The sequence below is a fragment of the Spirosoma sp. SC4-14 genome, from assembly GCF_037201965.1.
In the GTDB taxonomy this organism is placed as follows: domain Bacteria; phylum Bacteroidota; class Bacteroidia; order Cytophagales; family Spirosomataceae; genus Spirosoma.
In genome coordinates, this window is the sequence record NZ_CP147518.1 from 3832425 (window position 1) to 3845898 (window position 13474).

At 48.4% G+C, this 13474-nt stretch carries 11 protein-coding genes and 1 tRNA gene; 9 read left to right on the plus strand and 3 right to left on the minus strand.

Features of this window, described 5'->3' with window-relative positions; genetic code table 11:
* Positions 1–26 precede the first annotated feature (26 nt).
* A tRNA-Met gene (locus WBJ53_RS15680) sits at positions 27–100 on the minus strand.
* A gap of 174 nt (positions 101–274) precedes the next feature.
* Here WBJ53_RS15680 and WBJ53_RS15685 point away from each other — a divergent pair.
* From WBJ53_RS15685 to WBJ53_RS15725, 9 genes are all read left to right on the plus strand, one after another.
* Positions 275–667: an START-like domain-containing protein gene (locus tag WBJ53_RS15685; protein WP_338877094.1), complete on the plus strand. Its 393-nt coding sequence runs from the start codon at positions 275–277 to the stop codon at positions 665–667.
* Positions 668–785: 118 nt separating this feature from the next.
* On the plus strand, positions 786–2291 hold the full coding sequence (locus tag WBJ53_RS15690; RefSeq protein WP_338877095.1) for an LptF/LptG family permease: 1506 nt from the start codon (positions 786–788) through the stop codon (positions 2289–2291).
* Between the two features lie 117 nt (positions 2292–2408).
* On the plus strand, positions 2409–2684 hold the full coding sequence (gene rpsO / locus WBJ53_RS15695) for a 30S ribosomal protein S15 (protein ID WP_338877096.1): 276 nt from the start codon (positions 2409–2411) through the stop codon (positions 2682–2684).
* A gap of 203 nt (positions 2685–2887) precedes the next feature.
* Complete coding sequence (pnp, locus tag WBJ53_RS15700) at positions 2888–5014, plus strand: polyribonucleotide nucleotidyltransferase (RefSeq protein WP_338877097.1); 2127 nt, start codon at positions 2888–2890, stop codon at positions 5012–5014.
* Between the two features lie 75 nt (positions 5015–5089).
* Positions 5090–5953, plus strand: a complete 864-nt coding sequence (locus tag WBJ53_RS15705) for a sigma-70 family RNA polymerase sigma factor (protein WP_009282104.1) — start codon at positions 5090–5092, stop codon at positions 5951–5953.
* A gap of 181 nt (positions 5954–6134) precedes the next feature.
* Positions 6135–6821, plus strand: a complete 687-nt coding sequence (locus WBJ53_RS15710) for a response regulator transcription factor (protein ID WP_338877098.1) — start codon at positions 6135–6137, stop codon at positions 6819–6821.
* Positions 6821–8203: a HAMP domain-containing sensor histidine kinase gene (locus WBJ53_RS15715; RefSeq protein ID WP_338877099.1), complete on the plus strand. Its 1383-nt coding sequence runs from the start codon at positions 6821–6823 to the stop codon at positions 8201–8203. The genes WBJ53_RS15710 and WBJ53_RS15715 overlap by 1 nt, the downstream gene beginning before the upstream one ends.
* 75 nt (positions 8204–8278) lie before the next feature.
* A complete protein-coding gene (locus tag WBJ53_RS15720; RefSeq protein ID WP_338877100.1) occupies positions 8279–9229 on the plus strand; it encodes a hypothetical protein in 951 nt (316 codons plus the stop codon).
* Between the two features lie 46 nt (positions 9230–9275).
* Entirely contained in the window at positions 9276–10463 is a 1188-nt protein-coding gene (locus WBJ53_RS15725) for an endonuclease/exonuclease/phosphatase family protein (RefSeq protein ID WP_338877101.1), read from the plus strand.
* A gap of 67 nt (positions 10464–10530) precedes the next feature.
* Here WBJ53_RS15725 and WBJ53_RS15730 read toward each other — a convergent pair whose 3' ends face one another.
* Positions 10531–11652 carry an SPOR domain-containing protein gene (locus WBJ53_RS15730; protein WP_338877102.1) on the minus strand — a complete coding sequence of 374 codons (1122 nt, stop codon included), beginning with the start codon at positions 11650–11652 and terminating at the stop codon, positions 10531–10533.
* Between the two features lie 18 nt (positions 11653–11670).
* Positions 11671–13344 carry a TonB-dependent receptor gene (locus tag WBJ53_RS15735; protein WP_338877103.1) on the minus strand — a complete coding sequence of 558 codons (1674 nt, stop codon included), beginning with the start codon at positions 13342–13344 and terminating at the stop codon, positions 11671–11673.
* Positions 13345–13474: the final 130 nt, after the last annotated feature.

The window sequence follows — 13474 nt, forward strand, 5'->3', positions numbered from 1 at the left end:
AATCTGTAACGGCCTCATTATCTATGTAGCGGGGAGCAGGATCGAACTGCCGACCTTAGGGTTATGAATCCTACGCTCTAACCAGCTGAGCTACCCCGCCTTGTTTGATGCCACAAAAGTAAGCAAAAATTAGCCTGAAGCAAAAAAGTACGTTGACTTTCGCAAAAAAAATCGTTTACCTTTGCTCAGACCGGTTTGACTTTGTTTGTTAGTGCATGGATAATGGGCTGACGTTCCGGTGTCTAGCCCTAGTGCCTTTTCTAAATTAGAAGACATGGAGAAATTGAAATTTGTTGCCGAATATGAGCTCCGGGCATCCCCCAAAATGCTATTCCCCTATATCAGTACGGCGTCCGGCCTCTCGCAGTGGTTTGCCAATAAGGTCAATACCATGCCCGAGCAGCGGTTCGACTTTCAGTGGGATAATGAGAGCCACATCGCGCGGCAGGTGTCCATGCGCCAGAACAAAGGCGTTCGCTTCGAATTTCTTGACACTGCCGAAAATGGTTCAGATAATAACTATATCGACTTTCGGGTCGACCAGTCGGAATTGACCCAGTCAACGTTTCTGCGGGTTACCGACTATTCATCAACGACCGACGAAGAAGAACTGCGGGACCTCTGGGATGGATTGATGGATAAACTGCGTGAAATTGTCGGTAGTTAAATTTTGTTAATCAGCGACCTGAAACCAATACCAAACCGTGTATAATGAACAATGTATAATGAGGTTAACGTTATACAACTAGTCTGCGCACATTAGCACTTGTTCATTATTGGTGATAATGAAAAAAATTGATAAGTTAATTCTCGGATCATTCTGGGGCCCTTTTTTCCTTACGCTTGGCGTCGTCATCTTTATCTTTCTGATGCGGCTGCTGATGTTTTATATTGATGATTTTGTTTCTAAAGACCTCGATTTAGCCACCTTTGGCCGTCTCCTGTTCTATTTTGCGCTGCTAACCATTCCAACGGCCCTTCCGCTGGCCATCTTGCTGTCATCGCTGATGACATTTGGGAACCTTGGTGAGTTTTTTGAACTGACCGCCATGAAAAGTGCCGGCATTTCACTTACCCGGGCCATGCGCCCCTTGTTACTGGTAGCCATCGGAATCAGTGCGTTTTCGTTCTGGTTCAACAATACGGTATCGCCCTGGGCTAATCTGAAAGGCTATAGCCTGCTCTATGATATTAAAACGGCCAAGGCAACGCTAAGCCTTAAGGAAGGAATTTTCTACAATGACCTGCCCGGCTATAGCATCAAGGTCGATCAGAAAATTAAGGCCGGTAAAGAAAGTACGACGGGCGATCTGCTGAAAGGACTCGTCATCTATAAACACCCAATCAGTGGTATTGAAACCGGAAACCGGGAGATTATTCTGGCCGATTCGGGGCGGATGTACACCGATAAGGATCGGACCTATCTGGTTTTCGAACTCTTCAATGGGAACGACTATCAGGAGTATTCGGGCAATAGTACCGTAAGCTATGCCAGTTCGGGCGCAAGCCGTGGAGCCGAATTTGTTCGGAATGGATTTAAAAACTATCGGCTCGTGATCAGTCTGGAATCGTTCGGAATTAAGCGAACCGATGAGAACCAGTTCGAATACCACGAGTACATGAAAGATCTGAAGCAACTCTCGACCCTGACCGACTCGTTGCGCCGGGACTACAAAACCACCCGGCTCAGTGTTGCCAATACCTCACGGCAGTATTTTAATTACCAGTTTAAGCCGAACGTAGTGGCTGCCCAGCCCCAGGTCGTAAAAGATGGCAAGTGGGTCGATTCGCTGATTCGAAAGCAGAAACTTACTCCGATCGATTTCGCACAAAGTGCGCTAAGTCAGGCGCAGAATATGCTCTCCTACGCCACCTCGAATGTGAACTTTTTGGCCGAAAAAGAAAAAAATATCTGGAAATATCAGTTAGAAAGCCATCATAAATTTACGCAGGCCGTTTCGGTTTTTGTCCTGTTTCTGATTGGGGCATCGATGGGTGCGATTATAAAAAAAGGAGGCTTTGGATTGCCGGTACTGGTATCCATTGTTTTCTTTATATTCCTGTATGTATTAACCCTGCAGGGCGATAAATACGCCAAGGATGGCCTGATCGCCGTACCACTGGGTGCCTGGCTGGCCAATCTGGTTTTATTTCCGGTGGGGCTGTTTCTGATGCAGCGGGCCCGACACGATTCGCGGCTGTTTGATAAGGATGTTTACGTGATTGCCTGGGATCGATTGAAACGAAAATGGGCTGAATTTCGTCAGAAGACACCCTCTGCACTATCCTGATGCAGGTTTGTTGGCGGTTTAATAAAAAACTATAGCGTATTCGGTACCGGCTAATCACTATTTTTACTATCTTTGCACCCGAATTTATTTTTTTGTTTTATTGTTAGCTGTCTGAAGATGTATTTAACGACCGAAAAGAAACAGGAGATTTTCTCCACCTCGGGTCAGGCCAAAAGTGCTACGGACACCGGGTCGGCCGAATCCCAGATCGCGCTGTTCACGTACCGGATCAACCATTTGACCGACCACCTGAAAGTTCACAAGCACGATTACGGCACCCAACTGGGTCTTTTAAAATTAGTAGGTAAGCGTCGGCGTCTGCTGAATTACCTGATGAAAAAAGACATCACACGATACCGGGCCATTCTGGCTGCGCTGGGTCTGAGAAAATAAACCAGACCATGCAAGAAAAAGGGAATCTGCTAAACAGTAGATTCCCTCATTTTTGTGATTTCATTGTTATTCATGAAGTCGGTGATTGCGGTAGTAAAAGCGGTTTCTGGACGAGTTAAGTCATGAGGTTTTAAGTACAGACCAGGAACATCCTGGTCTGCCATAGCGGTAAAGCTGTAGAGGGCGTATTCAAAATTTGTTGTATGTTTCAAATCACAACGCAATCAGTTGCGCTGCCCGATGGGCGGGAAATAACCATCGAAACGGGTAAACTGGCCCGCCAGGCCGACGGAGCGGTGGTAGTACGACTAGGCGACACAATGCTGTTAGCGACTGTCGTTTCGAGTAAAGATGCTAAAGAAGGTGTAGACTTCCTGCCCTTGTCGGTCGATTATCAGGAAAAATTTGCATCGGCCGGCCGAATTCCAGGCAGTTTCCAACGGCGCGAAGGACGCCTGAGCGATTACGAAATCCTGATTAGCCGATTAGTTGACCGGGCATTGCGCCCCATTTTTCCCGATAATTACCACGCTGATACACAGGTTATTATAACCCTGATTTCGGCCGATCCGGAAGTGCAGCCCGACGCACTGGCGGCACTGGCCGCTTCATCGGCACTAGCCGTATCCGACATTCCTTTCAACGGACCTATCTCGGAAGTCCGGGTGGCAAAAATCGACGGACAATATCTTATTAATCCAAAAACGGCTGATATTGAACGGGCTACCCTCGATTTGATCGTTGCCGCTACCGAAAAAGATATTTGCATGGTGGAAGGCGAAATGAGCGAATGCTCAGAAGCCGAAGTGGTCGAAGCCCTAAAAGCCGCCCACGAAGCCATTAAAGTACAGTGTCAGGCCCAGAAAGAACTGGAAGCCAAGGTTGGCAAGACCGCAAAACGGGAATACAATCACGAAACACACGACGAAGAACTGCGTGCGGCTGTTCGGGCCTATTGCTACGATAAAATTTATGCCGTAGCCCGTCAGCAGAATCCGAGTAAAAAAGCTCGTTCGGAAGGATTTAAGGCGATTCAGGACGATTACCTGGCAACTTTCCCCGAAGGGTCGGACGTAAATGTGGCGCTGGTGAAAACCTATTTCCACGACCTGGTTTGGGAAGCCTCCCGGCGGCTGGTACTCGATGAACGGGTACGGCTCGACGGACGGAAACTCGATCAGATTCGTCTTATTTCGGCCGAAGCCGGGTATCTGCCAGGCCCACACGGATCCGCTCTTTTCACACGGGGCGAAACCCAGTCGCTGACGACTGTAACGCTGGGTACGAAAATCGATGAGCAGATTGTCGATCAGGCCATGTTCCAGGGCTACAGCAAATTCCTGCTTCATTATAACTTTCCTGGCTTTTCAACGGGCGAGGTGAAACCAAACCGGGGCGCTGGCCGCCGGGAAATTGGGCACGGAAATCTGGCGCATCGGTCGTTGAAGAAAGTGCTGCCACCAGAAGCCGAAAATCCATATACGATACGGATCGTTTCGGATATACTGGAGTCGAACGGGTCGTCGTCGATGGCAACCGTTTGCGCCGGAACGATGGCACTGATGGATGCCGGTATAAAAATTAAGGCACCCGTGGCCGGTATTGCGATGGGGCTGATTTCGGACGGCGAAAAGTATGCTGTACTGTCCGACATTCTGGGCGATGAAGATCACCTGGGCGATATGGACTTTAAAGTAACCGGTACCGAAAAAGGCATTGTAGCCTGCCAGATGGACCTGAAAGTTGACGGTCTGTCGTATGAAGTGCTGGCTCAGGCACTGGAGCAGGCCCGTCAGGGACGTTTGCATATTCTGGGCGAAATGGCCAAAGGTATCGCCGAAGTTCGTCCGGACCTGAAAGCACATGCCCCCCGTGCTATCGTTATCAAGATCGAAACCAACCAGATCGGTGCCGTTATCGGACCGGGTGGTAAAGTGGTTCAGGATATTCAGAAAGAGTCGGGTGCCGTTGTGAACATCGACGAACACGACAATGCGGGTTGGGTAAGCATTTTTGCCAATAACAAAGAGAGTATGAACAAAGCCGTTTCCCGCGTGAAAGGCATTGTGGCTGTACCTGAAGTTGGTGAAGTATATGTGGGTAAGGTGAAGACCATACAGCCCTTTGGCGCCTTTGTTGAATTTATGCCTGGCAAAGACGGACTTTTGCACATTTCCGAGATTAAGTGGGAGCGCCTAGAATCGATGGACGGCGTCCTGCAGGTAGGGGAAGAGGTAACGGTAAAGTTGATTGACATTGATAAAAAGACTGGAAAGTACCGTTTATCACGTAAAGTTCTTCTTCCAAAACCGGAGAACAAAAATGCTTAAGTGATTGTTACTTTTTTGTGTAATGCAACGTCAAAAGTTAGCGTTATATAGCCACCCAAATCGGGGCAACGTATCATGAGACAGCTAAAAATTTCAAAACAGATTACCAACCGCGAGAGCCAGTCGTTAGACAAGTACTTGCAGGAAATTGGTAAAGTAGACCTGCTTACGCCTGATGAGGAAGTAACGCTGGCCCAGAAAATTCGCGAAGGTGATCAACTGTCGCTGGAACGGTTAACGAAGGCTAACTTACGCTTCGTCGTGTCGGTCGCTAAACAATATCAGAATCAGGGCCTTTCGCTGGGCGACCTGATCAATGAAGGCAACCTGGGTCTCATCAAAGCCGCTCAACGGTTTGATGAAACGCGTGGATTTAAATTTATTTCGTACGCCGTTTGGTGGATTCGCCAGTCGATTCTGCAGGCATTGGCCGAACAGTCGCGGATTGTTCGTTTGCCACTGAACCGGGTCGGATCGCTGAATAAGATTTCGAAAACGTTTTCGGACCTTGAACAAAAGTTTGAGCGCGAGCCTTCGCCCGAAGAGCTGGCGGCTGTGCTCGAAATCTCGGCGGCTGAAGTAGTCGATACCCTGAAAATTTCGGGCCGCCATGTGTCGATGGACGCTCCGTTTGTTCAGGGAGAAGAAAATAGCCTGCTCGACGTACTCGAAAACGATGGTGAAGACAAACCCGACTCAGGCCTGATCAACGACTCGTTGCGTAAAGAAGTGCAGCGGGCACTCTCGACACTAACCCAGCGTGAAGCCGATGTTATTACGCTTTACTTTGGTCTGAATGGCGAACATGCCATGACGCTCGAAGAAATTGGGGAAAAATTCAACCTGACCCGCGAACGGGTCCGACAGATAAAAGAAAAAGCCATCCGTCGTCTGCGCCACACCTCCCGGTCGAAAGCGCTGAAAACGTATCTTGGTTAATGATCCTGTTTGTATGTGTGACACGGGCTCCTGCGCAAGTGGGGGCCTTTGTTGTTTTTGACCTTTTCGAATTTATTTTAGAACAAAGGATGATAGGTTGTTACGATAGCCCGTTCCTGGCTAAGAAAAAATCTACATACTGTATTATTTCTATAAATTCGAAGGGTTAACCCGATGCAAGATGAAAATACTGATTATAGAAGATGAGGTTAAAACCGTTCAGAGTATAAAGCAGGGGCTGGAGGAACATCAGTGGGAGGTCGATGTTGCCTACGACGGTATGATGGGGTTCCAGCTTGCCAGCCGCTCGCCTTATGTACTGATCATTTCTGATATAATCCTGCCCGGCATGAATGGTCTGGAGCTGTGCCGGAAACTGCGGGAAGCTCAGGTGACTACACCAATTCTGATGCTAACGGCCCTGGGAACAACCGACGATAAAATTATTGGTCTGGATGCCGGTGCCGACGATTACCTGGTTAAGCCATTCGAATTCAGGGAGTTAATGGCTCGGGTCAGAGCGCTGACCCGTCGAACAAATACCCTGGCTCCTGCAACGCCATTTAATTTATTGAAGATTGCCGACCTGGAACTTAACCCAGATACGAAGCAGGTCATGCGGGCGGGCAAAGAAATTTCCCTGACGGCCAAGGAGTTTCAATTGCTGGAATATTTTTTGCGCCATCAGGGCCGGGTAATCTCAAAAGTTGAACTGGCGGAGAAACTCTGGGATCTGACGTTTGATACGGGAACCAACATCATTGAGGTATATATCAATTTTCTACGCAAAAAAATAGACAGAGACTTTGAGCCTAAATTGCTCCATACACAAATTGGTATGGGGTATGTCGTTAAGTTAGTGTCGTGATGGTCAATATCCGTACCCGGCTCACTTACCAGTTTGTCGTACTGGTAACGCTTATTCTGCTTGTTTTTTCACTGGGGGTTTATTTTTTCAGTAAGCTATACCTGGAAAAACGCTTTTTCAAGCGGCTTCAGGACCGGGCTATTACGACTACTACGTTGCTGTTCGATTTGCAGCAAACCGACAGTACGGTGTTGCGGCTGATTGATGCGGGCGATAAGGAACCACTGCTCAACGAAAATATTTCGATTTACAATCAGCGGAACAGAGAAGTGCTGTTTTCTACAAATCCGGCCAATACTCAATTTCACGCTCAGTTTATTCCACTGCTCGATTCAACAGCGCAGACACTTTACCTGCACCAGAATGACTATCAGATTGTGGCCATTCATTTGGCGCGGGGTAACGATAGTAACTGGGTGATTGTGAGTGGCATCGATCAAAGCGGGCTGGATGCGCTTGACGACCTGAGGAAAATCCTGATCATTATGATTCTGGCTGCTGTGTTGTTGCTGAGTGTGTCGGGATGGTTTTTTGCCGACCGGGCGCTGGCCCCAATGTCGGGAATTATCCAGCAGGTAAATGCCATATTTCCGGCCAATGTCGGAAGGCGCGTCGAGCACCCGAACCGCACAGACGAAATTGGCTTGCTGGTAGCCACCTTCAATCAACTCCTCGACCGTATCGAGCAGGCCATGCATGCCCAGAAAATGTTTATCGCCAATGTGTCGCATGAACTGAAAAACCCTCTTACAAAAATTAACTCGCAGATCGACGTAGCCCTGATTCAGAAGCGGAACCCAGAGGCTTATCAACGAACGCTACAGTCTTTGCAGGAGGATATGCGAACGCTTACTCAGCTAACGAATACCCTGCTGGAACTGGCAAACACATCGGTGCAGGCTAAAAACCTGAAATTTGAACCTGTTCGGATGGATGAACTGCTCTGGGAAACAAAAATACAGGTCCTGGAGTGGCACGCAGATTATCAGGTACAACTCAGCTTTCCCGAGTTTTCTGACAATGAGGACGATCTGATTGTAGAGGGGAATCGGGCTGCGCTCAGGGTGTTGTTGACAAACCTGATCGATAATGCCTGTAAATTTTCGCCGACCCAAACAGCGAAAGTCGATTTTCGATCCCGGGCGGGCAAACTTACGATTGCTGTTTTCAATGAAGGACCGGCGATTCCAGCCCTTGATTTGCCTTATATTTTTCAGCCCTTTTTTCGGAGTTATGCCACGGCCCTGTCCAGCAAGGGGCATGGCGTGGGCCTGGCCGTTGTTGCGCAGATCGTTCAGATTCATCAGGGGACTATTTCGGTTCGCTCAACGCCCGAAGGCACTACTTTTTTGCTGTCGCTGACCAGTGCAGCCGCATTTTAAGGTAAATTTAAAGTCAGCTTAAGTCGTCCTTAAGTTTGCTGTTGTTCTTTTGCAGACGAACGATAACGCAGGACTATGGAAGCCGAAGTAACAACCAACCGCCAGGGAGCTGTCAATATGACCATTGGGGCATTGCTGGGTATTCTGGCGCTACTGGCCTATTTGTTTATTGGCTCCCGAAACGAAACCCTTGAGGTTCAGAAACTTCTGACATCCAAAGTTGAGCAATTTGCTGCAACCCAAAGTAAGCTCGATTCCATAGCGAACGTACTGGACGAAAAAATTATTGAAGTTCGTCAGCTCGGAGGAAATATTGCTGAACTGGAACGGATCAAACGCCAGCTTAACAACGATAAGAAAAAACTTAAATACGATCTGAGTTTTTCCATCCAGCAATACAATTTAAAGATTCAGGATTATAAACGGTTTCTGGCGCAGAACGAAGCCGATATTCGTCGGCTTCGCGACGAAAATGGTACGCTACGTAGCCGGGCGCGGGCTCTTGAAGAAGAAAAAGAAACGATTCTGAGCGAGAATGAGGGGCTGAAACATGAGAAAGAAGCGCTGGCTCAAACGGTAGTGGACTATTCGATTCAGAATGCTGACCTAAAAAATAAAGTAACCCTGGCTTCGGCCCTGAAAGCGGTAAACGTACAGCTAACCGCACTGGCCGCCAACGGAAAAGAACGCCGGGGAAGTGCCTTCAAAGCATCGCGTATTGATCGGCTGAAAATTTCATTTATACTGCCTGCCAATCCGGTTGCCGCCAAAAACTATAAAGATATCTACGTTCGGATTCTGGATGCCAACGGGGCCGTTGTCAGCGAGAGCGGTATTGGTGGCGTACTTTGGTATGAAGGGCGCGAACTTGGATACAGTACGCACCAGGCTGTGCTTTTTGAGAATAACGATCAGCAGGTCGATATCTATTTTCGGCGCGATGCGGCTTACAAGCCCGGTGCGTATACGGTGGAGTTATATGCCGAAGGTTTTCAGATTGGCGACGGGCGTTTTGACGTAAAATAAACGCATCGTAGTTAGGAATCATATCTATTCACTCAACGGTCAGCCTATGGTAAGCTTTCATAAACTTATAGAACGTATTACGCCGATTCTGCACTTGTTCTGGAAAACAGCAGGGAATAGGGCCCGGCTGGTGTATGGCAAATACCGGCAGTTTCCAATTGCCTATACGGCACTCAGCTATCTTTACTTTACCATCGCTTTCTGCTACTATCCGGTTGTTGGCCACTGGTTAACCGGATTCGTTATGATGAGCCTGCCACTGGCAATTCCCTGCGGATTGTGGGCCAGTGGATATCTGTTTTATAAACGCCAGAATATGGTAGCAACGGCTGGCCTGATCTGGGTGTTGTTTTCCTTTCTGGTCGTAAAACGGCTGGTGGGTATGCGGGCTGGGGATGTGGAAATCAGTCAGGAACAGACGCTCAATGTACTGAGTTTTAATAGTGAGACGTTTCCGAAAGAGGCCAGTAAGCAATTCGATGCATCGGCTCTCAAAGCCGATATTGCCTGCTTTCAGGAGTATTCACCGAATAGTCAGATTGAAAGCCAGTATGCGGATAAAGTCGAAAAACTAACGTGTTTCGATGAAGATCGGGAGATTGGGCTGGCGTTATTTTCAAAATACCCAATCATAAACCAGTACGGGCACATCTGGAATCGGGTGAAGGGCCCCGATATTAATGGGTTTCTGTGCGCCGATATTGCTTATGGAACCGATACGATTCGGGTCGTAAATGTCCATTTGTGGTCGATGGGTGTACGGACTAACCAGGCAATTGCCGCGCTGAAGGCAGGTCAACTGCGCCGGTTTGCGTATGAAGTGATGGACACTTTCGGACGGCTGAAAGAAGGGTTCGAGCATCGAAACGAACAGTTTCGGGAGGTAGAAACTTACGTCGTTGGCAGCCGCTATCCTGTCATTATTTGTGGCGATTTTAACGAAACGCCCATTGGGTATTCCTACGGTAAGCTTAGCCGGAATTTTAGAAATGCGTTTGAGGAAGCCGGGCAGGGGTTGGGTTTTACCCTGAATCGTCATCCATATTGTGTTCGTATCGATCAGCAGTTTGTTAGCGCTGACTGGTATATAAAAACCTGCCAGACCTTATCCGGAATCTCCTTTTCTGATCATTTTCCGGTACTGGCTCAATATGTGCTGAAAAAATCGTTGCAGGCTCCAGGGGCAATTATTTCCCATAACAACGGACTTGGTCAGTCGCTGGCTACGAAGTAGTACGTTTTATCCAACTAAAAAAGCTACCGCTCAGCGGTAGCTTTTTTAGTTGACAGTATCCGTTGGCTTAATGCTTATAAATCCAGGGCTCGGTACCCGCTACCGCACCAACGGCAGTCATCCGGGCAACGGCTTCCTCGCGAATGGCTGATCCGGCAGCCGCTACTTTATACAATTGCCCGGATTGGCTGGGGATAATTACGTAAGCATCAGTATAGCCCGCTTTTTTGAGTTGACGTCTGAATCGGAGGGCATTTTGTTTACTGGAAAAACTACCAGCTATAACTGTATAGTAAGGCGTAAGTCGAGCTGGTTTCGCTTCGGCAACCGGCGCTACCACCTGGGGTTTCGCAACGGGAACCGTTTCAGGCGCTTTCTCAACGATAGGCTCCGGGCTGGCAACAACCGCTGGCTGAATGGGTTGAGGGGCTGGCTTCTCTGAAGCGGGGATTACCCGAACGGGTGTTGCAGCAGGCGAAGGGGCGGGTTTGTCGGCTTCAAATACCTGAGCCATTCCTTCAAAAAAAGACGCTGGAATCCGAAACAGGTTAGACGGATCGAGACTGCTTTGTAAGGATTGCCCCGGCTGCACAACGGATGAATAGCTAAACAGGCCTAACGAACCAATCAACAGCATTGTTGCCGCAACACGCCAGTAAGAACGGGAGGGGCGGAGGGGCTCAATAACGGTATCTTCTTCGCGAACCAGAACGGGGCCAACAGCCGTAATGGGTACGGCTTCGATGGCGGGTTCTGGTTTGGCCAGTCTGTCGACCAATTGGGCCGAAATAGCACTCATGCCATAAGCCTCCCCAAAAAAATTATGCCGCAGGCTCGGGTCAAACTGAAGGCGACCTTCTTCATTCCGGGTAAAGGTACCAATACCATCCAGTTCAAAACGACCGGTATAGTCGACCTGCTGCCGGAGCTCACCGACAAACTGGCTAATATGCCGCTGAGCACCCTCACGGGTAACGGGCTCATGAAGCATAATATAATTCGACAGTATACCATCGTCGAGACGAAGCGCTTCGTTGAAAGCTACCCGTTTGCGGGGAGGAAGGTATAACCCACTGGTTTCCGTAAAGGATGCTGGCTGGTAATGGGTGAGGAAAGCACCCAGTTCTGGTACAACTACACAGTCGTACTGATACAGCAACTTTTTGAGATAGTCATTGACGGAAGCCATAGTGTGTGTCGGCGGAGGTTAGAATGAATAACTAATTCCTCCGAGAAAGTTAAGGCCTTGCGATTGATAATACAAATATCGCTGGTAATTCTGGCTAAAGATATTATTTAACGAAACAAACGCAGAGACCTGTTTCCCTAGGAAATAGTCAATTTTAATGTTGGCGTCGTAGATGGGTTTTAGGGTATAGACGACGTTGGAAGTGAAGTTTTTGTTTTTGATTCCCTCATAAAAATACAAATCAGCCGTGATAAATAATTTTTTGTTCAGGATATAGGAGTTCGACCAGGTTCCGGCAAAACGCGGACGGCCCCAGGCTTCCTCCAGCCGGTCGAGTCCATAGCGGAAAAAGTCACCTTTTAGTGTAGAACGGAACTTGTCTTTTTGCGTATAAGCCAGTTGTGCCGAAATCGTTAACACCCGCGAAATGCCCCCATCATAGAGAACAAAAAACTTAGTTGTATCGGGGTAGGTATTGTTAAAAGTCGAAAAATCGCGGTAACTGGCATAGGAAACCTTTCCTTCGTACGAAAAACCGCCACCCAGGCTACCTTTCGATCCGCCGTAGATATCCAGTGTCTTAACAGTGTTAACTAAAAGTACTTGTGGAGCTAACCATTTGTTTTCGCTTAATAATGAGCGCAATGTATTTCGGTTGATGTCGCCATCAACACCGGCAAAGAAATGAATGTTGTTGACGGGCGCCACATCGATATCCAGTACCGGAAACGCCCGGGTGTTGTTGATACCCTGCCGTTGGTCGGTTTGATTTACTGCATTGATCCCGGCCGTTATCGTAAACAGCGATGAGGTATATTTGAAGGTAGGCTTTACCCGAAACAGATTCCGGTTATCGACAATCGACCCATCGCTACGCTGGGTAACGAAGGCATCGGCCGCTACCAGCGCAAAGAAATTGTCCGAAATGCCGAGAGAGGCATTGAAATTGGTTCCCCAGTCGACCTCCGAAGCATTGAAGCGGTCGTGCAGGGAGGTAATGCCTGTACGTAACGAGTAGTCGATGGCGTTGTCGGAGTTGGCATTTTCGATGCCTACCCGGAAATTGATCGTATTGAGCCGTTGTTTGATATTGTCGGGGTTAAAGTCGGGCGATGCGGCAAACTCGCGGCTGTAGCCATAAAAGTTATACGCATTCCGGTCAAAACCCAGATCACCCTGTAGTTTGAACGAATTGGTCAGGTATTTTCCCGTAACTTTTAGTCGGGTATCGCTCTGCGACGAATTTTTTCCATCGACAGGCCCAATGCCCGAGGAGAGATGCCGTAAGGAGCCTTCCAGCGACAGATTCGACAGGGTATTAACGCCCACAAACCCTTCGCCGTAGAACGAACTGTAGTTACCCGCGCCGAGCTTTACGTAGTTATTATAGGCTGGATTATCGTCGGCCTGGCCAGCGGCTGGCGTCAGCACTCCTGGCGTAATGCGTGGATCGCCTACGGTTAGTTTTCGGTCTTCGAATTCGTAAGTCATCTTACGTTGTTCGGCCGAGGGTTTCACCGACGGGATTTTATCGAAGAGCCGATTGGCGGGCGGGAGTTCGATTTTACGGCTTTTTTCAACCGTAATTTCCTGATTATCGACTTCGCCGACCCGGGTGGGTTTGGGCTGCTGCGCCAGCAGGGGAGTCGACAGGGCCAGCAAAGAGAATGTAAGTAGGGGACGTACTTTCATAGTGAATGTACGACGAACGACGAACGACGAACGCGAATGATGAATGATGAATGATAAATGATGAGTAAGCGTCCTGTTTTGGGAGCACTCATCATTTATCATTCATCATCTATCATTCATCATTCATCAT